At 72.8% G+C, this 24,614-nt stretch carries 17 protein-coding genes; 10 read left to right on the top strand and 7 right to left on the bottom strand.

From position 1 onward, the window contains the following. Positions 1-57: 57 nt before the first annotated feature. The 4 genes from ACIBCT_RS30735 to ACIBCT_RS30720 form a co-directional block, all read right to left on the bottom strand. Positions 58-2,316, bottom strand: a complete 2,259-nt coding sequence (locus ACIBCT_RS30735; RefSeq protein ID WP_399194500.1) for a S9 family peptidase — start codon at positions 2,314-2,316, stop codon at positions 58-60. Further along, the gene (locus ACIBCT_RS30730) at positions 2,316-4,103 is read right to left on the bottom strand and encodes an N-acetylglutaminylglutamine amidotransferase (RefSeq protein WP_399194498.1); all 1,788 of its coding nucleotides are present in this window, start codon (positions 4,101-4,103) and stop codon (positions 2,316-2,318) included. The genes ACIBCT_RS30735 and ACIBCT_RS30730 overlap by 1 nt, the downstream gene beginning before the upstream one ends. Beyond that, positions 4,084-6,621: a glutamate--cysteine ligase gene (locus ACIBCT_RS30725; RefSeq protein ID WP_399194496.1), complete on the bottom strand. Its 2,538-nt coding sequence runs from the start codon at positions 6,619-6,621 to the stop codon at positions 4,084-4,086. Before ACIBCT_RS30725 ends, ACIBCT_RS30730 begins: the two co-directional genes overlap by 20 nt. 373 nt (positions 6,622-6,994) lie before the next feature. Next, the gene (locus ACIBCT_RS30720; RefSeq protein WP_399194494.1) at positions 6,995-7,549 is read right to left on the bottom strand and encodes a hypothetical protein; all 555 of its coding nucleotides are present in this window, start codon (positions 7,547-7,549) and stop codon (positions 6,995-6,997) included. Between the two features lie 307 nt (positions 7,550-7,856). Here ACIBCT_RS30720 and ACIBCT_RS30715 point away from each other — a divergent pair, with 307 nt between their 5' ends. From ACIBCT_RS30715 to ACIBCT_RS30700, 4 genes are all read left to right on the top strand, one after another. Further along, entirely contained in the window at positions 7,857-9,323 is a 1,467-nt protein-coding gene (locus ACIBCT_RS30715; RefSeq protein ID WP_399194492.1) for an amino acid permease, read from the top strand. A gap of 104 nt (positions 9,324-9,427) precedes the next feature. Continuing rightward, positions 9,428-10,072: a class I SAM-dependent methyltransferase gene (locus tag ACIBCT_RS30710; protein ID WP_399194490.1), complete on the top strand. Its 645-nt coding sequence runs from the start codon at positions 9,428-9,430 to the stop codon at positions 10,070-10,072. A gap of 97 nt (positions 10,073-10,169) precedes the next feature. Next, a complete protein-coding gene (locus ACIBCT_RS30705; protein ID WP_399194488.1) occupies positions 10,170-11,225 on the top strand; it encodes an LLM class flavin-dependent oxidoreductase in 1,056 nt (351 codons plus the stop codon). A gap of 103 nt (positions 11,226-11,328) precedes the next feature. After that, positions 11,329-12,288: an endonuclease/exonuclease/phosphatase family protein gene (locus ACIBCT_RS30700; RefSeq protein WP_399194486.1), complete on the top strand. Its 960-nt coding sequence runs from the start codon at positions 11,329-11,331 to the stop codon at positions 12,286-12,288. Positions 12,289-12,353: 65 nt separating this feature from the next. Here ACIBCT_RS30700 and ACIBCT_RS30695 read toward each other — a convergent pair whose 3' ends face one another. Beyond that, on the bottom strand, positions 12,354-13,184 hold the full coding sequence (locus ACIBCT_RS30695) for a hypothetical protein (RefSeq protein WP_399194484.1): 831 nt from the start codon (positions 13,182-13,184) through the stop codon (positions 12,354-12,356). Further along, positions 13,181-13,561, bottom strand: coding sequence for a hypothetical protein (locus ACIBCT_RS30690; protein WP_344907165.1), 381 nt, complete (start codon positions 13,559-13,561; stop codon positions 13,181-13,183). The genes ACIBCT_RS30695 and ACIBCT_RS30690 overlap by 4 nt, the downstream gene beginning before the upstream one ends. Positions 13,562-13,874: 313 nt before the next feature. Between ACIBCT_RS30690 and ACIBCT_RS30685 the strand changes: the two genes are divergently transcribed. The 4 genes from ACIBCT_RS30685 to ACIBCT_RS30670 all read left to right on the top strand — a co-directional run bounded on the left by ACIBCT_RS30685 (position 13,875) and on the right by ACIBCT_RS30670 (position 18,791). Further along, positions 13,875-15,365, top strand: coding sequence for a serine hydrolase domain-containing protein (locus ACIBCT_RS30685; RefSeq protein ID WP_399194482.1), 1,491 nt, complete (start codon positions 13,875-13,877; stop codon positions 15,363-15,365). Next, on the top strand, positions 15,362-16,471 hold the full coding sequence (locus ACIBCT_RS30680; RefSeq protein WP_399194480.1) for a sensor histidine kinase: 1,110 nt from the start codon (positions 15,362-15,364) through the stop codon (positions 16,469-16,471). Before ACIBCT_RS30685 ends, ACIBCT_RS30680 begins: the two co-directional genes overlap by 4 nt. Then, complete coding sequence (locus ACIBCT_RS30675) at positions 16,468-17,124, top strand: response regulator (RefSeq protein WP_399194478.1); 657 nt, start codon at positions 16,468-16,470, stop codon at positions 17,122-17,124. The genes ACIBCT_RS30680 and ACIBCT_RS30675 overlap by 4 nt, the downstream gene beginning before the upstream one ends. 296 nt (positions 17,125-17,420) lie before the next feature. After that, the gene (locus tag ACIBCT_RS30670) at positions 17,421-18,791 is read left to right on the top strand and encodes a hypothetical protein (RefSeq protein ID WP_399194476.1); all 1,371 of its coding nucleotides are present in this window, start codon (positions 17,421-17,423) and stop codon (positions 18,789-18,791) included. A gap of 107 nt (positions 18,792-18,898) precedes the next feature. Here the strand turns inward: ACIBCT_RS30670 and ACIBCT_RS30665 are convergent, their stop codons facing one another. After that, positions 18,899-20,245 (bottom strand): MFS transporter, encoded by a 1,347-nt coding sequence (locus tag ACIBCT_RS30665; protein WP_399194474.1) that lies wholly within the window; start codon positions 20,243-20,245, stop codon positions 18,899-18,901. A 463-nt stretch (positions 20,246-20,708) separates the two neighbouring features. On the opposite strand from ACIBCT_RS30665, the gene ACIBCT_RS30660 reads away from it, so the two are divergent. Together ACIBCT_RS30660 and ACIBCT_RS30655 are read left to right on the top strand one after the other, a co-directional pair. Continuing rightward, a complete protein-coding gene (locus tag ACIBCT_RS30660) occupies positions 20,709-22,586 on the top strand; it encodes an ABC transporter ATP-binding protein (RefSeq protein WP_399194472.1) in 1,878 nt (625 codons plus the stop codon). Continuing rightward, on the top strand, positions 22,583-24,574 hold the full coding sequence (locus ACIBCT_RS30655; protein WP_399194470.1) for an ABC transporter ATP-binding protein: 1,992 nt from the start codon (positions 22,583-22,585) through the stop codon (positions 24,572-24,574). The genes ACIBCT_RS30660 and ACIBCT_RS30655 overlap by 4 nt, the downstream gene beginning before the upstream one ends. Positions 24,575-24,614: the final 40 nt, after the last annotated feature.

Genomic DNA, 24,614 nt, shown 5'->3' with positions numbered 1-24,614 from the left:
GCCGACGCGCCCGGCGGCGTGGCACCCCAGAGCCGGTCCTGCCCTCGGGGCCGGTCCTCACCCCCGGTCGGGGACGGCCAGGTGCCAGCCGAACCATTCGACGACGTTCTTGACGAAGGTCGCCCGGTTGACCGGCTGCCGGATCTCGTGCCCCTCGTCCTCGAACAGCAGCAGCTCGCAGGGCACGTCGCGGTCCCGCGCCGCCCGCAGGGCCTGCTCGGCCTCGTACAGCGGGACGTTGGTGTCCTGGGCGCCGTGCACGATCAGCAGCGGGGCCCGCAGCCGGTCGAAGGAGTGCAGGGGCGACAGGGCCCGCAGCAGTTCGCGGTCGGTGACGGGGTGGCCGTACTCGCTGACGGCCGCCGCGGCGATCCACGGCTCGGTCCGCTCGTAGAAGGTCTCGAAGTCGGCCATCCCGCAGACGTCGACACCGGCGCGGAAGAGATCCGGATGGGTGACCAGGGCGGCCAGCGTCAGGTAACCGCCGTAGGAACGGCCCATGCAGGCGATCCTGCCGGGGTCGGCGACGCCCGTACGCGCCAGCTCCACGGCGCAGTCGGCCACGTCGTGGATCGCGTCGAAGCGGAGCGCGTGGTTGTCCGCGTTGCGGAAGGCCCGGCCGAAACCCGACGAGCCCCGGACGTTCGCCGCGAGCACCCCGATCCCGGCGGCCAGCAGGTTCTGGAACAGCGGGTTGAAGGTGGGCCGCTCCTGGCTCTCCGGGCCGCCGTGCAGGTAGATGACGCAGGGCGTCGGGCCGGACGCGTCCGGGACCCGGTAGAGCCAGCCGGTCAGCTCCATGCCGTCGCGCGCCTGGAAGCGCATCAGCTCGGCCCCGGCCGCCTCGGCGATCCGTCCCGACCCCGCGACCCGCCGGTAGCCGCCGGTCTCCAGCTCGCACAGCAGCACGTGCGGGGGCCGGTCGGGTCCCTCGGCCGCGAGCACCGCCAGGCGGCCGTCCAGGGAGATCCTGATCGAGGTGACCACCTCGGCGGGCGGTGGCGGCAACGGCCGGGTCAGGCCGGTGTCGAGCTCCATCACCTCCATCTCGGAGCGGCCGTCGACGTTCCAGACCAGGACGACGCGGTGACCGTCGGCGCTCAGCGCGAACTGGTCCAGCTCGGCGTCCCGGCGCTCGGCCAGCACCTCCGGAACGCCGTCCTCGTCCACCGCGACCAGCGCGGCCCGGTCGCGGCCGACGTCGGAGAGCAGGTAGGCGGTCATCCCGTCGGGCGAGAGGATGCCGTAGTCGGTGGTGCCGGTCAGCCCGGCCAGCAGCGGTCGTTCCCCGGGGCCGGGCAGGTCGCCCGCGGCCTCGTCGGGCAGCCCGGCCGGAAGGCCGGGCGGCACGTCGGCGAGATGACCGGCCGGCGGTTCCGAGCGGAGCCCGGCGGGCGGCAGCGGCGAGGGGAGGGACCCGGCCCCCGGGACGAGATCGTCGGGAAGGCCGGGAAGGCCGGGACCGGGAAGCGCGGGCGGGCCGGGGAGAAGGTGCTCGGGGCCGGGAAGGGCCGCGGCCAGCCCCGTGGTCCCGGGAACGGGCAGGGCGCCGGCCCCCTCGGGGCTCCCGCCGTTCCCGTTGGTACCGCCGCTCCCGTTGGCGCCGTTGGTTCCCACGGTCTCGGCCGGCCAGGCGGGGTGGGCGAAGGGGAAGTCCTCGTCGTGCCCGATCGGCGGGACGGCCGGGAGCCCTCCGGGAAAGGCGTGCAGGTCGGCCACGTACATCCTGCGCACGCCGCGCGGGCCGCGCCGCAGCAGCATCCGCCGGTGGTCGCGGCTGACCGACGCCGGGTGCATCAGCGCGCCGCCGGCGATGACCTCCCGGCCGCCGGAGCCCGCGTCGATCAGCACCGCCTCGGTACGCCCGGAGGCGGTCACCTCGGCGACGAGGAGGATCTCCCCCTGCCCGGTCCAGCGGACGAACGAGGCCGACCCGCCCTCCGGTGCCGACAGCGGCCGCAGGTCACCGCCCTCGGGCCGGACCGTCCAGACCTGGCCGTGCTCCCCGCCGCCGGGGACGATCAGGACGGCCAGCCGCCTGGCGTCGGGGGACCAGCTCACGTCGGCGACGGGCTCGGAGCCGGTGTCGACCGGCCAGGCCCCCCTGCCGGGCGGCGTCTCGGGCCCGTCCTCCCCTGGCGTCCACTCCTCCAGGTCCGCCCCCAGGGGCTGGATCCAGACGCGCGGCGAGCCGTCCCTGTCGTCGATGAAGGCCACCGCGCTCACGTCGGGCGCCAGAGCGGGTGCCCGGCAACTCCGAGCCGTCAGGCCCGTTCCCATCGAGGGACGGGAACGGGCACCGAGGATTTCGACCATCAGACTCCTTGTGCCTGCAACCACAGCTCCAGGAGTCCGAGTTGCCACAACGCGTTCGCACCCAGGGTAGTGCGATGTTCGTCCGGCGCCGTCAAGAGCTTCTCGACGTAGGTCTGCTCGAACAGCCCCCGCGAGCGGGCGGCCTCGGAGGTGAGCGCGTCGGCGACCATCTCCAGGAACGGTCCGTGCAGGTGCCGGATGGCCGGGACCGGGAAGTACCCCTTGGGCCGGTCGATCACCTCGGCGGGCAGCAACCCCCTGGCGACGTCCTTGAGCACTCCCTTGCCGCCGGAGGCGAGCTTGAGCTCGGGCGGGCAGGCCGCCGCCAGCTCGACCAGCTCGTGGTCCAGGAACGGGGTCCTGGCCTCCAGCCCGAAGGCCATGGTCATGTTGTCCACCCGCTTGACCGGGTCGTCGACGAGCATGACCTCGGTGTCCAGCCGCAGGGCCGCGTCCAGGGCCGTGTCGGCGCCGGGCCCGGCCAGGTGACGCCGGACGAACTCCCCGCTGACGTCCCCGTCCGGCATGTACTCGGGCGTGAGGATCCCGGCCAGCGTGTCGTGCGGGCGGTCGAAGAACTCCCGGGCGTAGACCTCGGCGGCGCGCTCGCGCGGGACGCCGGCCAGCGGCGGGTACCAGCTGTACCCGGCGAACACCTCGTCGGCGCCCTGGCCGGATTGGACGACCTTGACGTGCCGGGAGACCTCCTCCGACAGCAGGTGGAAGGCGACGCAGTCGTGGCTGACCATGGGTTCGCTCATGGCCCCGACGGACCGCTCCAGGGCGGGCAGCAGGCGCGCGTCGTCGATCGGGATGCGGTGGTGGTCGGTGCCGAACTCGGCGGCGATCAGGTCGGAGTAGCCGAACTCGTCGCCCTGCTCGCCGCCCGCCGGGGCGAACCCGATGCTGAACGTCGACAGGCCCGTCTGCCCCTCCTCGGCCAGCAGCGCGACGATCAGGCTGGAGTCCAGGCCGCCGGAGAGCAGCACCCCCACCGGCACGTCCGCGACCATGCGGCGGCGTACGGCCGTGCGCAGCCGGTCCAGCACGGCCTCGCGCCACTCCGCGGGGCTCGCTCCGGCCAGGTCCGGCAGGGCCGAGCGGGTGTAGGACGGCCGCCAGTAGCGGTGGTCGGTGACGCTCCCGTCGGGCTCGACGGTGCGCACGGTGGCCGGGGGGAGCTTGCGCACCCCGGTCAGGACGGTGCGCTCGCCCGGGACCACCGAGTGGAAGGTCATGTAGTGGTGCAGGGCCGTCCGGTCGATGCCGGTGTCCACCTCCCCGCCCGCCAGCAGGGCGGGCAGCGTCGAGGCGAACCGGAGCCGGTCGGCGTCGTGGGAGAGGTAGAGGGGCTTGATGCCCAGGCGGTCGCGGCCGAGCGTCAGCCGCCCGGTGTCCCGCTCGGCCACGGCGAAGGCGAACATGCCCGCGAAGTGGTCGACGCAGCCGGCCCCCCAGCGGTGGAACGCCTTCACCAGCACCTCGGTGTCGGAGCTGGAGAAGAAGCGGTACCCGTACCCCTGCAGTTCCTCGCGGAGCTCGCGGTAGTTGTACAGGCAGCCGTTGAACACCGCCGTCAGGCCGAGGTCGGCGTCCGTGATCGGCTGGGCGCCCCGCTCGGACAGGTCGATGATCTTCAGTCGCCGGTGGCCGAAGGTGATCGGCCCCTGCGACCACAGGCCCGCCCCGTCGGGCCCCCGGTCGCACATCGTCTCGCTCATCCGGGTCACGGCGGCGACGTCCGCCGGACGTCCGTCGAACCGGAACTCACCGCTGAGGCCGCACATCGGCATCCCCCCTCAGAAGCCACGTGTCCTTGGATCCGCCTCCCTGGGACGAGTTGACGATCATGCTTCCGGCCGGCGCGACGCGGGTCAGCGCCGTCGGCGGCACGGTCGCGGTCTCGCCGAAGCAGACGAAGGCCCGCAGGTCCACCACGCGCGGGCTCAGCCGCTCGCCGTCGAAGCTCGGGTGCGTCGACAGGTGGACCGTCTCCTGGGCGACCCAGCCCTCGGGCGCGGCGATGATCGTCTCCCTGACCCGGTCCAGTTCCTCGGCAGAGGCGTCGGGGCCGACCACCACGCCCTGGCCGCCGAAGCCGTCCACCGGCTTGACCACCAGCTCGGGGAGCCGGTCCAGCACCTGCTCGCGGTCGTCGGCGTCCCGGCACAGGTAGGTGGTGACGTTGTCGATGAGCGGCTGCTCGCCGAGGTAGTACTCGATGAGGCGCGGCACGTACCGGTACAGGCACTTGTCGTCGGCCAGCCCGTTGCCCGGGGCGTTGGCCAGGACGAGCGCGGACCGCTCGACGGCGTCCATGATCTCCAGCCCGAGCGTCCCCGCCAGCAGGTCGTCCTCGTCGATCCGCCGGTAGAGCACCGTGATCCGGCGCCCGGCGACCTCGAGGTGGCCGTTCCTGAAGGACAGCTCGGACGGGAGCACCAGGGGTACGCCCATCTCCTCGGCGAGCATCCGGTGCTCGTAGTGGGCGGAGTCCCCGGGACCGCCGGTGACCACGGCCAGCCTCTCCGGGTCGCCTCCGGCCGCGGCCAGGAGCGCCTCCCGGAGCGTGTGCAGGCCCTCGGCGGGGTCGAAGGCGGCGTCACCGGGCAGGAGCTCCGGCAGCACCTCGGCCATCAGCCGCCTGTTGGTCACGGAGTACCCCAGGCCCGAGGGCACCCGGAGGTTGTCCTCCAGCACCGCCCAGCGGCCGACGCTGTCGCGGACCAGGTCCAGCCCGGCCACGGTGCAGCGCACGGTGCCGTTCGGCACCCTGCGGCCGGACTTGTGGTACCCGGGGGACTCGTCGACCACCCAGGCGGGGATCGCGCCGTCCCGGATGATCCTGCGCTCGCCGTAGGCGTCGTGCAGGAACGCCTCCAGCGCCCGGATCCGCTGCGGCAGCGCCCGCTGGACCTCGGTCCACTCGTCGGCCGGCACCAGCCTGGGGACCAGGTCGAAGGGGAAGATCCGGCTCTCGCCGCCGCCCTCCACCTGGAAGGTCATGCCGTGGCTGCGCTGGTGGTCGTCGCGGCGCCGCTCGGTCTCGCGCAGGCCGTCGACGCCCATCCGGTCCAGGACGCTCAGGATCGGCTGATAGGACTCGCGGACGGTGCCCTCGATGATCGCCTCGTCGCCGGGGGCCTCGTAGCCGTCCAGGAGGCTGGTGTGCATCCTGGGCATCGGCCCGCCGAAGGCGGTCTCCCACTCCTCGGAGCGCGTCTCGGCGACGACCAGGTCGACCACGTCGGCCAGCCTGCCGCTCCGGGCGAACGCCTGGCGCTGGCGGGCCGCGGAGCTGCCCCTGGCCAGCGACTCCCGGGCCAGGGAGGTGACGAGCTCCCAGTCGCCGCACTCCTCCAGCTGCGGCCGCAGGCCGTTGATCATCCGCCGGACCACCTCGGAGGCGGGGCCGGGGGTGCCCTCGATCGGGTCGACGAGCTCGCCCTCCAGCCCGGAGCGGGCCGCCCTCCAGGACGCGGCGCGGACCATCTCCAGCCGGACCGTACGCTCCGGGCCGTTCTGGACGGCGTCCAGCTCCCGGGCCACCAGTGCCCGGAACAGCCCGGCGATCAGCACGATGTCGCCCACCCGGGGGCAGGCGTCGCAGACCCGCAGCTCGATGGTGGGCAGGTGGTCCGAGGGCCGGATGTCGAAGTAGATCATGCCCGGGTCGGTGATCACGCCGGAGGCGATGAGGTCCTGCACCACCCGGTCGTACTCCGCGGCCGACTCGAAGCGGGGAACCGGGCCCGCCGTGGGCCAGCGCTGCCACAGCAGCGGGCGGTAGCTGGCGTAGCCGGTGTCGGAGCCCAGCCAGTACGGCGAGCTGGAGCTCAGCGCGAGCAGCGGGGGCAGCCAGGGGGCCAGCCGGTGCGCGACGGCGACGGCCAGGTCGCGGTCCTCGACGTCGGCGTGCACCTGCGTCCCGCAGATGAGCTGCTCGCGGGTGAGCAGCTGGTAGTCGGCGAGCATCTGCTCGTAGCGGGGGTCGGGGGAGATCTTCAGCGCCTCCAGGTCGACCAGCGGCACGCTACCGGCCGCCACGATCCCCAGGCCGAGGTCGTCGGCCGCGTGGATCACGGTGCGGCGCAGCGCGGTCAGGTCGTGGCCGAGGTCCTCCAGGCGCACGAACGGCCTGCTGTTGGCCTCCACCACCGAACGCTGCAGCTCGTGGGTGAACCGGTCGGCCGGTAACTGCTCCAGCAGTACGCCGGCCCGTGGAACGAGGTGCCGGGTCTCCACATCGACGACGTGAAACTCCTCTTCGACGCCGACTGCGATCGGCCCCGCCAGACCCGCCATTTCATCACTCCAGAAGTAAGCCGGTTCATCGGGATTTTTTGTTCTTTGCCCGAAAAAAGAGGTTCCGCACTTCACGGGCCACTTCTGGGAGAAGTGAGGCGATCGGCTCACGCAGCGTGGTCGGACGCGTCCACCTCTCCGGCTCGGGCGGTCATGGCACCTGCCCTCACCAGAAAACTCTACGCGTCGGCAGATATCCGATCTTGGGTGGGTTCGTCCCCAGGAGTCGGATCGGAGCAGGTCAGGGCGTGAATCGGCGCGGGGACGGGGGCGGAGCCAGGCGCGGGCCGGGGCCGGGGCCGTAGCGTTGACGGGAGCTCGCGCCGGGCCGGGCCCGGGGTGGTGCCGTCCGGTGGGTGAGGGGCCGGGTCCGCTACGGCGACGGCGGTGCCGCCCGGCCTTCGGTGCCGGTCGCCTCTTCCCGTCCGGTCGCGTCTTCCGGACCGGACGCGTCTCCCGGGCCGGACGCGTCTTCCGGATCGGTCCTCTCCTGCGCGCCGGTCCCGTTTTCAAGGACGGCGGCGCCCTGCGTGCCGGTCGTGTCCTCCGCGCCGATGGCGTCCGCCCAGACGCTCGCGCCTCCCGGACCGGCAGTCTCGTCGGGACCGGCGGCCCCGGGATCCTCCGGCGGGTCCAGCAGGTGACGTACCGGCGGGCTGTCCAGGAACGTGGAGACGGCGCCGGCCACTCCCTCCCCCAGGGGGCGGAAGGCGTCCACCACCGCCTGGGCCGGCGGGCCCAGGCGGGCCTCCACCTCGTGCAGGAGATTCTCCAGGACCTGCGGGAACGGCGGCACCGGCAGGGAGCGCACGGGTTTGGACTGCACCTTCTCCGGCGGCGTCCAGCGCATCGAGTCGTCGCTCATGGCGAGCCACTCGTCGACGGCGCCGTCGATGGAGTCGAGCACGTGATCGGAATCGTCTGGCATGGCGGCTTCCCCTCATGACCGGGACCCGATAAGACGACGGTACCTCGCCTCGCCGCCGCCGGGCAGGGGCCGGGACGATCCGAGTTCCGCGACTCCGGGTGATCGAGAAGATACTCTCGGCGAACGGGGAGATCGCGTACCGGAACGGGTATGGGCGGATGGTCGGGCGAGTCGTCGCACCGGTCGTCACGTGGCCCGGGTGGTCCGGGTGGTCCGGGTGGTCCGGGTGGTCCGGGTGGTCCGGGTGGCCGGGGCGCGGGCGTGCGGGCGTGCGGGCGTCGTTCCGGTCGTCGGGAGAGGATGCGTCATGGCTGTGACCCGGGGCGGGTCGGGGGTGTTCCGCCGGAAACCGATCGAGGACATCGAGGAGGGCGAGGAGGGCCAGGCCGGCCGGCTCACCCGCGTGCTGGGGCTCTGGCAGCTCACCGCCATCGGGGTGGGCGGCATCATCGGCGCGGGCATCTTCACGCTGGCCGGGACCGTGGCCAACGGGGTGGCGGGGCCCGCCGTCGTGGTGTCGTTCCTGATCGCCGGGGTGGCGAGCGCCGCGGCGGCGCTCTCCTACGCGGAGTTCGCCGGCCTCATCCCCAAGGCCGGATCAGCCTACACCTACGGGTACGCGGTGCTGGGCGAGCTGGTGGGCTGGTTCATCGGCTGGGACCTGCTGCTGGAGTACACCGCGATCGTCGCGGTCGTGGCCATCGGCATCTCCGGCTACTTCTCCTTCCTCCTGACCGACCTGGGGCTGCAGCTGCCCGCCTGGATGCTGGGGGCGCCGGGCACCGGTGCCGGGCACCGGGTGGACCTGTTCGCCGCCGTGCTCTGCCTGCTGATCGCCGGCCTGCTCAACCTCGGCATGCGCAGCGCGGCCCGTTTCGAGATGGCCGTCGTCATCCTCAAGGTCGCCGTCGTGGTGGTGGTCATCGCCGTCGGCGCCTTCTATGTCAGGTCCGCCAACTACACGCCGTTCTTCCCGTACGGCATCGGCGGTGCCTTCACCGGAGCGGCCACGGTCTTCTTCGCGGTCTTCGGCTACGACGCGATGAGCACGGCCGCGGAGGAGTCCAAGGACGCGAGGCGTCACATGCCCCGGGCGATCGTCTACTCCCTGGCCATCTCGATGGTGCTCTACGTGCTGGCCTGCCTGGTGCTGACCGGCATGCAGAAGTACACCGAGATCGACCCCGAGAGCGGGTTCTCCACGGCGTTCCAGTCGGTGGGCCTGAGGGTGCTGGCGGACCTGATCGCCGTGGGGGCCATCATCGGCATCCTGACCGTCATGTTCACGTTCATGCTCGGCGTGACCCGGGTGTGGTTCTCGATGAGCCGGGACGGCCTGTTGCCGAAGTGGTTCGCCAGGACGCACCCGACGCGGCACGTGCCGACGCGCGTGACCTGGATCGCCGGTGTCATCTCCGCGATCATCGCCGGGTTCCTGCCCATCGCGGAGGCGGCCGAGCTGACCAACATCGGCATCCTGCTCGCCTTCGTGGTCGTGTGCGCGGCGGTGATCATGCTCAGGCGGCGGCGCCCCGACCTGCCCCGGACCTTCCGCTGTCCCGGGATGCCCGTGGTGCCCGCGGTGGGAATCCTCTTCTCGGTCTGGCTGATCACCTTCCTGCAGTGGCAGACCTGGATACGATTCCTGACGTGGTTCCTGATCGGCCTGGTCGTGTACTTCGCCTACTCCTACCGGCACTCCGCGCTCGCCGGATCGTCGTCGTCCCGGGGCGCGACGCCGCCCGAGGACGACGGTCCGCGAGGCGTCCGGTGATCCGTGCGGCCCTGACGCCCAGGTCCGGCGCGGGTGGCCCGGACCACTCCATCAAAGCCCGTTGAAACTGGCATAACCCTCTCAACTGGGGGAATGAGCTGGCGATGCTGTCTGAAACTCGTCCCGCCGGTGGTGACACGCTCACCTTCCTCGGCGCGATCATGCGTAATCCCCAGCAGCTGGGAGCGATCGCGCCCAGCTCGAAGGCCATCGCCCGCCTCGCGGCGTCAATCGTCCCGGACAGCCCCGGCGCCGTGGTCGTCGAACTCGGTGCCGGAGGCGGAGTGATCAGTGACGCCATCCGCGACCGGATGCCCCCGGGCGGACGGCAGCTCGCCCTGGAGATCAACGAGGGCATGGTGCGTCATCTCCGGCGCACCCGGCCCTGGCTGGAAGTGATCACCGGTGACGCCGGCGACCTGGGCAAGATCCTGAGGGAGGCAGGTCTCTCGCACGCCGACGCGATCGTCTCCTCGCTCCCCTGGACCCTGTTCGACGACGCGCAGCAGAGGCTCATCCTGGAGGAGATCGCGTCCTCGCTGGCCCCCGGCGGCAGGTTCAGCACGGTCACCACGCTGACCGTGATGCCGTTCCAGCGGTTCCGGAACTTCCGCGGGCTGATGCACTCCACGTTCGCGACCGTGGGCACCCTCGGCCCGGTGTGGCGCAACGTTCCTCCCGCCCTGATCTACACCGGTGTACGGTCACCCGACCTGCTGGCCGAGGACGCGTCCGGCGAGACGGAGTAGCGGTACCGGTCCCGGGCCGGGGTTCCCGGTCCGGGACCGTCCCGACGGAGAAGCCGGGGGGTGAAATAAACCCCCGGCCCACCGGGTTGCCGCCTTCATGGCTCAAGACGACATCCGCGGGACGGCCCGCGGCTCCAGTGAGGTCCCCCTGTCGATCCTGGAGCTGGCCGTCGTCGGCGCGGGGATCACACCCACCGAGACGCTGAGGGCGAGCACCGAGCTGGCCAGGCGGGCGGAGGGGTGGGGGTACCACCGGATCTGGGTGGCCGAGCATCACGGGATGCCCTCGGTGGCCAGCTCGTCCCCGGCCGTGCTGATCGCCCATCTGGCCGCGGCGACCACGTCCATCCGGCTCGGTTCCGGCGGTGTCATGCTGCCCAACCACGCCCCGCTGATCGTCGCCGAGCAGTTCGGCACCCTGCACGCCCTGCACCCCGGCCGCATCGACCTCGGCCTGGGCCGGGCCCCGGGCACCGATCCCGCCACCGCGCGGGCACTTCGCCGGCACGGCCCGGACGCCGACGACTTCCCCGAGCAGCTGGCCGAGCTGACCGCCTTCCTGGACGGCGCCTTCCCCGCGGGGCACCCGCTGGAGCGGGTCGTCGCCACCCCCCGCTCCCCCGAGTCGGGCCGCCCGCCGATCTGGCTGCTGGGCTCCAGCGGCTTCAGCGCTCGGCTCGCCGGCATGCTCGGCCTTCCGTTCGCGTTCGCGCACCACTTCAGCGCGGGCAACACCGTCCCGGCCCTGGAGCTCTACCGGTCCTCGTTCCAGCCCTCGGCCGTCCTCGACCGGCCCTACGCGATGATCGGCGTCTCGGCGGTCGCCGCGGACACGTCCGATCAGGCTCTGCGTCTGGCCCGTTCCGGCGGCCTGTCCATGCTGCGGCTGCGCCGCGGCGCCCCGCAGCCGGTCCCCACGCCCGAGGAGGCCGAGAACCACCCCTACAGCCCGATCGAGAGGGACTTCCTCGACGACTACCTGTCCAAGGTGGTGCTCGGGGACGCCGGCGAGGTTCGCCACGGGCTGGAGGACCTGCGCAAGCGGACCGAGGCCGACGAGCTGATGATCACGACGATGGTCCACGACCCCGCCGACCGGATCCGTTCCTACGAGCTGGTCGCCCAGGCCTACGACCTCACCCGGGAGCGCTGACCGCCACGGCGGACCCGCAAGAGGGGCGATCCGCCCGCGTCTGCGCGGATAAACGCCATGATCTTCACGGAAACTGCACGGGTTGTCGTTACCCTCCCGATACATGATCAGATCGAGATGGGTGAGCGTACCGGTCTGGCTGGCGGTGCTGCCGTGCGCGGTGTGGGCGGTGCTGAGGGCCGGCGGCTGGACCCCGGTGTGGCAGTGGGTCCCCCTGGTGGCGTTCACGCCGTACGTGGCGGCGGCCTCGGTGCTGCCCCTGCTGATCGCGCTGGGGCTGCGCCGCCGGGCCGCCGCGGCCCTCGCCCTGGTCGCGAGCGTGGTCCTGGCGGCCACCGTGCTCCCCCGCCACTTCGGTGACACCGCCGGCCCCGCCTCGGACGGACGGCTCCGGGTGCTCGCCGCGAACCTGGCCGTCGGCGCGGGGGACACCGACGCGCTGATGAGGCTCGTACGCTCCCTCGACCCGGACGTGCTGGCCCTCCAGGAGATCACCCCCGCGGCGCGCGGGCGCCTGGAGAAGGCCGGCCTGCGCGAGAGCATGCCGCACGTCGTGGACCGCGCGGTCGAGGGGGTGCGGGGCTCGGCCGTCTACTCCAGGCACCCCGTCACCGAAAGCCCCATGATCGAGCTGGGCGGCTTCCGGCAGGCGCGAGGGGTGATCAGGCATCCGAGCGGCCACGAGATCGAGGTCGTCTCGGTCCACCCCTGCGCGCCCCGGTTCGACCACAAAATCCCGTGCTGGGACGCGGGGCTACGGGCGCTGCCCCGGGCGGGCGGCCGGCTGCGGGTGCTGGCCGGCGACTTCAACGCCACCCTCGACCACCGGCAGGTACGCGACCTGCTCGGCAGCGGCTACCGGGACGCGGCCGACGTCACCGGGCACGGCCTGACGCCCACCTGGCCGCAGCAGGGCTGGTCACCGGTCCCCGGTGTGACGATCGACCACGTGCTCGCCGACTCGCGCATGGCGGTGCGGGCCTTCGGCGTCCACGCCCTGGCGAACACCGACCACCGCCCGGTCTTCGCCGAGCTGGGCCTGCCCCGCCCCGTCGGCCGCTGACGCGGCCCGGCGGCCCCGCCGTGACGAGGTGACCGGGGACGGACCCCGGCCACCTCGTCGTGGCGTCAGGAACGTTCGGGCTTCCGGTAGATGCCCTTCCGGAGGCCGATCTCCCATATCTTCCCGAGGTGCTTGGCGAGCTCGTCGGAGAGGTCCTGCGGATTCGCCGGGTTGAGGTGGATCTCGCCGGTGTGCTTGTCCAGCACGGCCACGATCTTGTGCGGCGGGACCATGTGCACGACGGTCTCCATCTCGGCGATGTCGATGTTCCCGAGCTGGTTCGGCATGGCGTAGCCGTAGCCGTCTTTGATCACCGACATGTACCGGTCGGTCATGTCGAACGCCGGCCCCTCGTCGTCCCCCCAGACCGCGACGTGACAGGCACCGTAGAAGGCGTCGTCCGTCCTCTCCCGTGCGACGGTGCGTCCCTGGTGCCTCCGCAGGTCGAAGTCGTCGCCCGGAGCGGGCATGCCGTCGCGGAACAGCACCTCGGGCGGCACGCCGTGCGTGCGGTAGAGCCTCTCCAGGCGGCCGGGACTGCACGGGATGCCGTACCTGTCGACGGCCGTCCACGTCGCCTCGCCCGCCCACGGGTCCGCCGGTTCCTTGCGCGACCGGTCGTCCGGAGCCGTGACGGGAACCGAGGCCGGGGCCGGGGTGGCGGGCGTGGTGGCCTGCGGGGGCGCGGCCGGTGACAGGTACTCGCTCAGGAAGGAGACGGTGTTGCCGATCAGTTCGGCCAGGCCGAACCCCGGCGGGCGTACGCCGGTCCCGTACGAGCGCACGGTGATCCTCTGAGGGGTCACCCCGGTGATCATCCTGCGGGTGGCGTGCCCCCGGATCGTCTCCCTGCCGATCACCCGCGCAGAGGGCGTCAGCAGCGTCAGGATGCTCATGCCGTGGCCTTCAGCAGCGTGCCCACCGCGGTGACCTTCGCGCCGAGCGCCCTGGTGACCGCCGAGCGCAGCACCTCGCGCTGCCCGGCCGGCACCGCCACGAGCTCGCCCTCGAGTTCGATGAGCACGTCCTGATCGTCGGCCGCGCCGACGAAGAGGCTCTCGGCCAGCGAGGAGGAGATCAGGTCGACCGCCCGCAGCGGTTCCAGCGCCCGGAGTTCGGGACGCTCGGCCAGCGCCTGCTGGAACGACGGCAGTCCGATGACATCGACGATCTTGGCGGCGGCGGTGTCCAGTGTCGTGCCGCTCGCGTTGATCGCGGCGACGGTGGCCTTCATCTCCTGGGTACCGGTGGAGGCCGGGGCGGAATGGGACATCGCAGTCCTTCTCTTCTCTTCTGGAAGGGGTGGAGCTCCACCGTGCGTCTTTCCGGGTGGGCGGCTCCGGGATGACCGAAGTCTCCACCGCCGTCATCGACAGGGGATTGCAGGGCGATTACACGGCCCGGGAGACCCCCGACGGCCGTCCGGGCGGCCGGTGCCCGAGGGGCCGGCGATGCCGTCGAGGCCGTCGAGGCCGTCGAGGCCGTCGAGGACGCGTCCGGGCCCGGAGGGGACCCGACTTTCGTCAGGGGTGGTCGTGGCCGATCGTCGGATTCCCCCGGGGCCGCGGGTTCCTAGGTTCTTCGTCATGAAACGCACGCTCATCGGCTTGGCGGTGGCGATCGGCACGGTCGTCCTCCCCCTCGCCGTGTCCCCCGCCGCGCGGGCCGTCGCCCCCTCCACCACCCCCTCCACCACACCGTCCGTCGCAGCGTCCGCCGCACCGCCCGCCGAGCCGGCCCCGGCCGCCGTCGACGCCTACCTCGGCGCGGTCATGGAGTCCACCGGCCTGCCGGGGATGTCCGTCGTCGTGACCCACGGGGACAGGATCGTGCACGCCGCCGGATACGGGCGCGACTCGAAGGGCGAGCCGGTCACCGAGCGGACCCCGATGCGCGTCGCCTCGATCAGCAAATCCTTCACCGCCATGGCCGTCATGACGCTGGTCGAGGACGGCAGGATCTCCCTGGACGAACCGGTCGCCGGGCGACTGCCGGAGTTCCGGATGGCCGATCCCCGCGCCGCCCGCATCACCGTGCGCCAGCTGCTCAACCAGACCTCGGGCCTGTCCGACACCACCGTCGACATCGGCGCGGCACAGGCGGCGGGATCCCTGGCCGCCTACGTGTCCACGCTGGCCACCGGCACCCTGGCCTCCGACCCCGGTACGCGCTGGGCGTACTGCAACGTCAACTACGACCTGGCCGCCCGGCTGGTCGAGGTCGCCGGGGGGCGCGCCTTCGGCGACCACCTGAGGGAGCGCGTCCTCGGCCCGCTCGGCATGACCGGCAGCGCCGTCGGCGACCGGGCCGTCACACCGTCCGAAGGGTTCAACTCCCTGTACGGCGCCTGGGTGGCGCGCCCCGAGCTGCCCGCCTTCCGAGACGGCGGCAGTGGCGGCCTCGTCACCACCGCGGCCGACATGGGCCGGTGGCTGATCGGCCAGACCGGTGGCGGCGGGCGGCCGGTGACGCCGGAGAGCCTGAAGACCATGCACGCGCCCTCCGTGGTGGGCGACTACGGCATGGGCTGGGGCGAGGAGAGGCTGAACGGCACCAGGCTCCTCGTGCACTCGGGCAACCTGTTCACCTACACCGCGGTGCAGGCGATCGTCCCGGAGACGGGGTACGGGTTCGCGGTCATGACCAACAGCGCCGCCCTCCACGACGACACCTACAACGTGCTCGCCGGTCTCGTCGCGATGAGCGAGGGCCGGACCCCCGAGGTGCCGGGCGGTGAACGGCAGACGTTCGAGCTGGTCCTGGGCCTGATCGCACTGGCCGCGACGGGGCTGGGCGTGCTGGGCGTGCTGCGGGCCCGCCGCTGGGCGAGCGGCCGGGCCGGTAGCCCCCGCTGGTGGATCGGGGCGCGGCTGCTGCCCGTGCTGCTGCCGGTGCCGCTGTTCGCCCTCTATCCGGACCTGATCTCCTTCCTCACGAACGGCCGGACGGTCACCTGGGAGCAGCTCGTCTACTTCGCCGCACCGCTGACGATCACCTTCGCGGTCGTGGCCGCGGCCGGGGCCGTCACCACCGCGGTACGGCTGGTCAGGTTGCGATCGGTAGTGTCGGGCAGGTGAGAAACGGTGTGATCCTGGCGGTGATCGCGGGATCGGCCCTGCTCAACGGGCTGTACCTCGACCACGTCCCGCTGTGGCGGCAGCTGTTCCTCATGCTGCTCGTCGTGGCCGCCTACCTGCACGGACGCCACCTGCCGGTACGGCGGGGCTGGGAGGTCCTGGCCGCCGTCGCGCTGCCCGGGGTCGTCGCCGGCGCGCTGGACCCCTCGGTCGGGGCCGGTGCCCTGCTGGTGCTGGCGCTGTTCGCGGTGCTGCCGTGGCTGGCGGGCCGCTTCCGGCGCCAGCAGGCCGACCTGGTGGAGGCGGGCCGGGAGCGGATCGCCCGGCTCAGCCGGGAGCGGGAGTTCATCGCCGAACGCGTCGCGCTGCGCGAACGCGCCCGCATCGCCGCGGACCTGCACGACTCGCTGGGCCACGAGCTGGCGCTGATCGCGTTGCGCGCCGGGGCCCTGGAACTGGCCGCGGACATGACCGAGGAGAACCGGCAGGCCGCGGCCCGGCTGCGGGCCTCCGCGGTCACCGCGACCGACGAGCTCCGCCACACCCTCGGCGCGCTGCGCGAGAGCGGCACCGCCTCGACCGAGCCGCCGGACGAGTCCGTCGAGGCGCTGGTGGACCGCGCGCGCGGCGCCGGGATGGCGGTCGCCCTCCGTCGCACCGGCGAGCGGACTCCCCTGCCGCCGCTGGTGGACAGGGCGGCGCACCGGGTGGTGCGGGAGGCGCTGACCAACGCCGCCCGCCACGCCCCCGGGACGGACGTGCTCGTCCGCGTCCAGCGGACCCGCGACACGGTCACCGTCATCGTGTCCAACCCCGTCCCCGTGCCCGTCGCACCGCCCGCCGGCCCCGGCCCCGTGACCGGTGCCGTACCCGGTTCCGCGTCCGGTGCCGTGCCGGTGCCGCCGGGCGGCGGGAGCGGGATAGCGGGCCTGCGCGAGCGGGTGCGGCTGCTCGGCGGCACGCTGCGGGCCGGTCCGGGCGACGGAGCGTTCACCGTGACGGCGCGGCTGCCGTACGACCGCGCAGGGGTTCCGTCCGGCCGGGGCGCACCCTCCTCCGGTGAGGGTTCGCCCGAGGACCGGGAAGGAGGCGGGGAGAGCCGATGATCAGGGTGGTGCTGGCCGACGACGAGGCCATGATCCGGGCGGGGGTGAGGGCGATCCTGGCCACCGACGAGGGCGTCGAGGTGGTCGCCGAGGCCCGCGACGGGCGCGAGGCGGTCGAGCTGACGCGCGCCCACCGGCCGGACGTCGTGCTGCTGGACATCCGGATGCCCCGCCTGGACGGCCTGTCGGCCGCGGCCGAGGTGCGTGCCGCCATGCCGGAGGTCGCGGTCGTCATGCTGACCACGTTCGACGAGGACGAGTACGTCGCCAGGGCCCTCGACGAGGGCGCGAGCGGGTTCCTGCTGAAGGCGGCCGACCCCCGCGAACTGATCATCGGGGTGCGGGCGGTCGCCGACGGCGGGGCGTACCTGTCACCGAGGATCGCGCGGAAGGTCATCGCGCGGCTGGGCGGCAGGCTCGCCAGGGCGGGCACCGCGCGCGGGCGGGTGGAGTCGCTGACCCCGCGCGAGCGCGAGGTGCTGGCGCTCATCGGCCGGGGCATGCCCAACCAGGACATCGGCCGCGCGCTGTTCCTGTCGGAGGGCACCGTCAAGGCCCACGTCAGCGCGATACTGCAGCGTCTCGGCGTGAACAACCGCGTCCAGGCGGCGATCATCGCCTACGAGGCGGGCCTGGTGGACACGGACGCCTGACGTCCGGGGGCCCGGGGGTCCGGGGCCGGGTGACAGGGGCCGAGCGGGACGGAATGCGCCGGAGCCGGTGAGGGCCGTCCCGAGGCTCCGGTGGGCCCCGGGCCCGGGACGGCTCGTGAGCACGCGCCCGTGATCCGGTCGTCGCGGGAAGAGCCGGGCCGTCACGGTGACGACGCAGGGAGATCATCAGGGCCCGGCCGCATCGGGAACGCCCTCAGGGAAGACTCTCCTGTCGGCCAGGTGTGTTCGATCGCCCGCAGGTTAGGGAAGCCCTTCCGGGGTATCGGGAGGATGTCATGATCATCGTCCGGCGAGAGGTCACCACCACCCCTGCGGTCCTGCTCGCGGGGGTGGCGCTGCTGTACCTCACCGCCCAGCTCCTCATCCCCACCCTCGGCATGGGGATCGGCTGGGACGAGGCCGTCTACGCCTCACAGTACGCCGCCCACGCGCCGCCCGCCGTCTACTCCGCCCCGCGCGCCCAGGGAGTGCCGCTCCTCGTCGCGCCGATCGTGGCGATCACCGACGAGGTGGTCGTGCTGCGGATCTGGCTGACCCTGGTCTCCTCCGCCGCCCTCTTCGGCGCCTTCGCCGTCTGGTTGCGGGTCAGGAACCACTGGGTCGTGCCGCTGGCCGCCCTGCTGCTGGCCGGATGCTGGTTGTCCCTCTTCTACGGCAACCAGGCGATGCCCAACCTCTACGTCGCGCTGGGCGCGGTCGCCGCCACCGGCTTCCTGCTGACCGGGACGCCACTGGGCCTGGGCGCCTCCATGGTGCTCGTCTCGCTCATGCGGCCGACCGACGCGCTGGTGCTGGCGGTGCCGCTGGCCGCCTACGCCCTGTGGCAGCGGCGGTTCCGGGAGCTGGCGGCGCTGGCCGCGGGGCTGGCGATCGGCTGGGGCCAGTGGACGGCCGAGGCGATCGCCCGGTTCGGCGGGGTCACCGAACGCCTCGGGGCGGCCGGGGAGCACAACGACACCGGGCTGACCGTCACCCTGGACGAGCACGCCCGCGCCCTCGACGGGCCGACGTTGTGCCGCTTCGGGGTCGAGTGCGGCGGCGTGTCCCCCGTCCTGCTCATCTGGTGGATCGCGATCCCGCTGGCCGCGGGCGCGGGCCTGTGGGCGGCTCGGAACACCCCGTGGTTCCGCGCGCTCGCGCTGGCGACGGCGACGGCCGTGGCGATGGCGCTGCCGTACTTCTTCTACGTCGACTACGCCGCCCCTCGCTTCCTGCTCCCGGCGTACGCCCTGCTGGCCCTCCCCGTCGCGACCGTCGCGAGGTCGGCCCCCGTACCGATGGTCCTGGCCGGGGTGGCCGCTCACCTGATCCTCCAGGGCACCGTCGCCGTCGCCATGTCGTCGGGTGTCCGCGCCGACCGCGACGTCATGAACGCCGCCGCCGAGGAGCTCAGACCCCGGATCAAGGGGCCGTGCGTGATCTACGGGCAGGGCGGCGCCCAGCTCGGCTACCTGCTGGGCTGCGAGTCACAGGCCATCGCTCAGCGGTTCGGCGACACCATGCCCCGGCGCATCCAGAAATTCCGGGAACGCGGCCACGACATCATCGTGACCTACCGGGGCGTCAGGCCCCCGTCCTACACCGACGACTGGGAACGGCAGGACCTGCCCGGGCCGTGGCGGGCACGGTTCGGCGAAACCTCCTGACGTCCGGTCTCCCGGGCCCGGTACTCCGGCATCGGCGCGTAACGCCCGATCCGAGGGACCGGGCGCCGGGAGACCGCGGGTCAGGAGGACGCCCGGCCGGTCAGGCGTCAGTCACCGCCCGGTCCCGCGGGCGAGGGCCGGCTTCCCCGTCCCGAGGCGTCCGCGCCGGGCCGGGCGGCCCTCCGCGAGCGGGTCCCGGTGACCAGGAGCATCAGGGCCAGGGCCGCGTACGGCACCGCCGAGGCGGCGAAGATCGCGTCATGGCCGGCGAACGTCGAGGCCGCGGCGTAGCCCCCGTAGACCAGGACGGCGCCCAGCTCGGTGCCCAGCCCGGCCAGCGAGGTCACGGTGGCGCGGGCGGGGCCGGTGATGCTCTCCTGGAGCCGTACGTCGGCGAGCACGCTCGCCACCTGGAAGGCGCAGAAGGCCGCCGCGACCGCGACGAAGCCCGCCACGCTCCCGCTCATGGCCCCCGCCCCGAGCGCCAGCGCCCCGGCCGCCAGGATCCCGGCGAGTCCCCGGTCCCCGGCACCGCGCGCGAAGGTCACGAGCACACCTCCGGCCGCGATGCCCACGGCGACCAGCAGCACCAGGAGCGGTACGACGTGCGTGGCCACGCCGACGCCGAGCGCGAGCAGCGGGGTGTACTCCTCCAGCGAGCCCCAGAGCGCGGTCACCACCGGCACCAGCAGCAGGGCCCGCCGCGTCGTCCGGTCGGTGCGCGCCAGCCGCAGTCCCTCGCGCAGGATCGCGGCGTAGCCGCCCGGCGCCTCCTCCTCGGGGGCGTCGCGATCGATGCCCCGGGCGGGTGCCGGGACGTCGTCGTCGCGGCCGGGCTCGTCCCGCGGCGCGGTCCGTCCGCGGTGCTCGGGGAAGGTCAGCGCGACCGCCGCCGCGAGCAGGCAGGCCAGGACGCTGCCGATCGCGACCAGGGGATAGCCGCCCAGCGCGAACACCGGGGCCGCCACGGCCATGGACGCCATGGCCGCGCCCGTGCCGATCGCACGGGCACGTCCCATCACCGCGCCGTAGCGACCGGCGGCGCCGAGCCGGTCCAGCTCGGTGTAGACCAGCGCCTCGAGCGCCCCCGACTGCAGGGCACCGGAGAGGCCCCACAGGACGAAGCCGACGGCGAACAACCAGTAGGAGGAGGAGACGGCCAGCAGCGTGAAACCGGCCGCGGCTGGCAGTGGCGCGAGGGCGAGCAGCAGGCGCCGCGAGACGGCGTCGGCCAGCACCCCCGAGGGGACCTCCATCACGACGGAGGTGATCGACCAGATCGCCATCAGCGAGGAGATCTCGGCGGTCGACAGGCCCGTCTCCACGAACAGCAGCGCGTAGAACGGGTACAGCAGGACGAACTCGTCAAGGAAGGCGTAGGCGTAGAGCGTCGCGGCCAGGCGCCTCGCGCGCTCGGCGGGCACGCCGGACGTGCGTGAAGAGAAAGTGGTCATGGGGTCCTTCTCGCGGAAACCGTACGGACTCGGGATGCTCGGCATCTCCGGGGGTCCGCGGCAGCGCGTGCCGGACCGACCTCGTGTTCAGGATCAATGTCGCCAGGTCATGTCGCCGACCCTACAACCATGCGGCTCGCCGTCGCCTCCCCTTTTCTCGCGGCGCTCCGCCGCCCCCGCAGAGATCCCGCGGCCCGGGTAAAACCGGGGTCGCCGGCGGAGTCATCAGGTCGCCTGACCTGGTGGTTACGGGATGGGAACCGTCAAATCAGTTGCCGCCCCCGCGGCGCGGAACGGAGACTGGAGGTTCGCCCGTGCCGTACGGGCGACGGTGATCCGGCGGGGCGGCCACCGGCGGCGGTGGCACGGGTGAGATCCGGCTGACAGAACACGGGGTTCCGGCCCGCCATGCCCTGAACGGTCACCGTCCCGGTGAACACCGTAAGGAGCGTGTCATCTGCCGATGCCCCCTGATACCGGAGCCACCGAAACGACCGACGCCGACACCGACGCCACCGACACCACCGACACCGACACCGACACCGACACCGGGTCTCGCACCCCGCGCGCCCCGCGGCCGGCGGCCCGGCCCGGTGGCAGGGCCGCCTCCCTGTGGAGGCTGAAGTCCTATCTCCGCCCCTATGCCGTCCGCCTCGTCCTCATCTGGGTCCCGGCGTTCGCCGCGGTCGGGATCGGCATCGTCATCCCGCTGATCGGCCGGGAGATCATCGACGGCCCCGTCGCCCGCGGCGACAGCACTGGCGTGCTCCCCCTGGCCCTGCTGGCCCTGGTCCTGGGCGTGATCGAGGCGGTGCTCGTCTTCCTGAGGCGGTGGATGCTCGCCGAGGCCGTCCTGGGCCTGGAGACCAGGATCCGCGACGACCTCTACGCCCACCTGCAGCGGCTGCCGATGGGCTTCCACGCCGCCTGGCAGTCGGGCCAGCTGCTCTCCCGCGCCACGACCGACCTGTCGGCGATCCGCCGCTTCCTCGGGTTCGGCCTGCTCTTCCTGGTCCTGATCGCCGTCCAGATCGTCACGGTGACCGGGTTGCTGCTGCACATGTACTGGCCGCTCGGCCTGCTCGTGGTCGTCTCGGCGGTGCCCATCATGGTGACCTCGCTGCGCTTCGAGCGCCGGTACATCACCATCTCCCGCCGGGTCCAGGACGAGCAGGGCGACCTGGCCACGGTCGTCGAGGAGTCCGCGGCCGGTATCCGGACCATCAAGTCCTTCGGCCGCGGCCGGTACGTCTCCGGGATCTTCGAGGAGGGGGCCAGGAAGGTGTACGGGACCTCGATGGAGAAGGTGGGCCTGTCGGCCAGGTTCTTCACCTTCCTGGAGGTGATCCCGAACATCACGCTCGCGCTCGTCCTGCTGCTCGGTGCCCTCGCGGTCGGCTCGGGCACCCTCACGCTGGGCACGCTGGTGGCCTTCGCCACCCTGATGCTCCAGCTGGTCTGGCCCATCTCTGCGCTCGGCTTCATCCTCACGATGGGCCAGGAGGCGATGACCGCGGCCGACCGGGTGATGGAGGTCCTCGACACCGAACCGGAGATCGTCGGCGGGGACCGCGCGATCGAGCGTCCCCGCGGGCACCTGCGCTTCGAGGGCGCGGAGTTCCGCTTCCCCGGTGCCGCCGAGCCGGTGCTGCGCGACGTCCGGCTGGAGGTGCGGCCGGGTGAGACGGTGGCCGTCGTGGGCGCGACGGGCTCGGGCAAGACCACGCTGGTCTCCCTGGTCCCCCGGCTGTACGACGTCAGCGCCGGGCGGATCACCATCGACGGCGTGGACGTGCGCGACCTGCCGCTGCCCACGCTGCGTTCGATGGTCGCCACCGCCTTCGAGGAGCCGACGCTGTTCTCGATGAGCGTCAGGGAGAACCTCACGCTGGGACGGCACGACGCGAGCGAGGAGGAGATCACCGAGGCGCTCCGGGTCGCCCAGGCGGGGTTCGTGTACCGGCTGCCGTGGGGGCTGGAGACCAGGATCGGCGAGCAGGGCATGTCCCTGTCCGGCGGTCAGCGGCAGCGGCTCGCGCTGGCCCGCGCGGTCCTCAGCCGTCCCAGGATCCTGGTTCTGGACGACACCCTGTCGGCGCTGGACGTCGAGACCGAGGCCCTGGTCGAGGAGGCGCTGCGGCACGTGCTGCGCGAAGCCACCGGGATCGTCGTCGCCCACCGGGCCTCCACCGTGCTGCTCGCCGACCGGGTGGCGCTGCTGCTGGACGGCACGATCGCGCACGTGGGCCGCCATCACGAGCTGATGGCGAGCGTGCCCGAGTACCGCGCGCTGTTGTCGGCCGACCAGGACGCGCAGGACGCGCAGGAGGTGCTGCGATGAGCAGGAGCGAACCGGCCGAGCGGACCGGGACCCGTACGGAGCCGGAGGCGGTCACGACGACCGAACCGGCCGCACCGGCCCGCCCCGTGGGGACCGGGCCCGCGGACGGGACGACCGGGCCCGCCCCCGGGACCGCGACCGCGACCGGGAACGGGAACGGCGACGGGACGCGGGAGTGGCGCGGGGTCGCCGCCGAGGACCAGGACGAGCTGTCGGAGCAGGTGTCGTTCCTGCTGCGCGACAGGTCCCGTCGGCTGCTCGGCGACCTGCTCAGCCCGTACCGCAGGCAGATCATCGTGCTCGTCGCGATCATCGTGACCTGCAACGTCGCCTCGCTCTCCATCCCCTACCTGGTCAAGGTGGGCATCGACGCGGGCATCCCGCCGATGCTGGCGGGGTCCGGCCCGGGGACGCTGGTGACGGTCGTGGCGGCGATCCTGGTGGCCGCGGCCGTCCAGCTGGTGACCCGGCAGGTGTTCCTCAGGATGGCCGGGCGCATCGGCCAGGGCATCCTGCTGGAGCTGCGGCGGCGCGTCTTCGACCACTTCCAGCGGCTCTCGCTCTCCTTCCACGACGGCTACACCTCGGGCCGGGTCGTCTCCCGGCTCACCTCGGACATCGACGCGATCTCCGAGATGCTCCAGTCGGGGTTCGACGACCTCGTCACCGCCGTGCTGACCCTGGTGGGCACGGCCGTGCTGCTGCTGGCGCTGGACGTCCACCTCGGCCTGGTGGCGCTGCTGCCGCTGCCGGTGCTCGCGCTGTTCACCCGCTGGTTCCGGCGGCAGTCGAGCATCGTCTACCGCAGGACCAGGGAGACGGTGGCCCTGGTGATCGTGCACTTCGTGGAGTCGATGACCGGCATGCGCGCGGTGCAGGCGTTCCGCAGGGAGCCGCGCAACCAGGCGATCTTCTCCCGGCTCAACACCGACTACCGGGACGCCAACATGCGCAGCATGCGGCTGATCGCCGTCTTCTCGCCGGGCGTCAAGCTCATCGGGAACGTGACGATCGCGGCCGTGCTGCTGTACGGCGGCACGCTGGCCGTCCAGGGCGAGGTCACCGTCGGCGTGCTGGCCGCGTTCCTGCTCTACCTGCGCCAGTTCTACGAGCCCATGCAGGAGATCAGCCAGTTCTATAACACGTTCCAGTCGGCAGGGGCGGCGCTGGAGAAGCTCTCCGGCGTGCTGGAGGAGCGCCCGGACGTGGCCGAACCGGCCGACCCGGTGGCGCTGGACGATCCCCGCGGCAGGATCGAGTTCCGCGACGTGGAGTTCTCCTACCTGGACGGCACCCCGGTGCTGCCCCGGCTGAACCTGGTCGTCCCGGCCGGGCAGACGGTGGCGCTGGTCGGCACCACCGGGGCGGGCAAGACCACGCTGGCCAAGCTCGTCTCCCGGTTCTACGACCCGGTGGCCGGGCGGGTGCTGCTGGACGGGGTCGACCTGCGCGACCTCGGCGAGGAGACGCGGCACGCCGCGATCGTCCTGGTGACCCAGGAGAACTTCCTGTTCAGCGGCACCGTCGCGGACAACATCAGGTTCGGGCGGCCGGACGCGAGCATGGCCGACGTGGTGGCCGCGGCCCGCGCGATCGGCGCGGACACGTTCGTCTCGGCGCTCCCGGAGGGGTACGACACCCAGGTCGGCAAGCACGGCGGCCGGCTGTCGGCCGGGCAGCGCCAGCTCGTGGCGTTCGCCAGGGCGTTCCTGGCCGACCCCGCGGTGCTGATCCTCGACGAGGCGACGTCCAGCCTGGACGTCTCCAGCGAGCGGCTGGTGCAGCGGGCCATGCAGACCGTCCTGACGGACCGGACGGCCCTGATCATCGCGCACCGCCTGTCGACCGTCGAGATCGCCGACCGGGTGCTGGTGATGGACGGCGGCAGGATCGTCGAGGACGGCCCGCCCGCCGAGCTGATCGGCGGTACCGGCCGCTTCGCCGGCCTGCATCGCGCCTGGCTGGACAGCATCTCCGAGCACGGCTGATCCGCTCACCGGCCGGGCCGGTACAGGGCCGGACCGGGCA

This window comes from Streptosporangium sp. NPDC050855 (genome assembly GCF_044456585.1).
GTDB lineage: Bacteria > Actinomycetota > Actinomycetes > Streptosporangiales > Streptosporangiaceae > Streptosporangium > Streptosporangium longisporum.
This window is presented reverse-complemented; position numbering and strand designations above follow the sequence as displayed.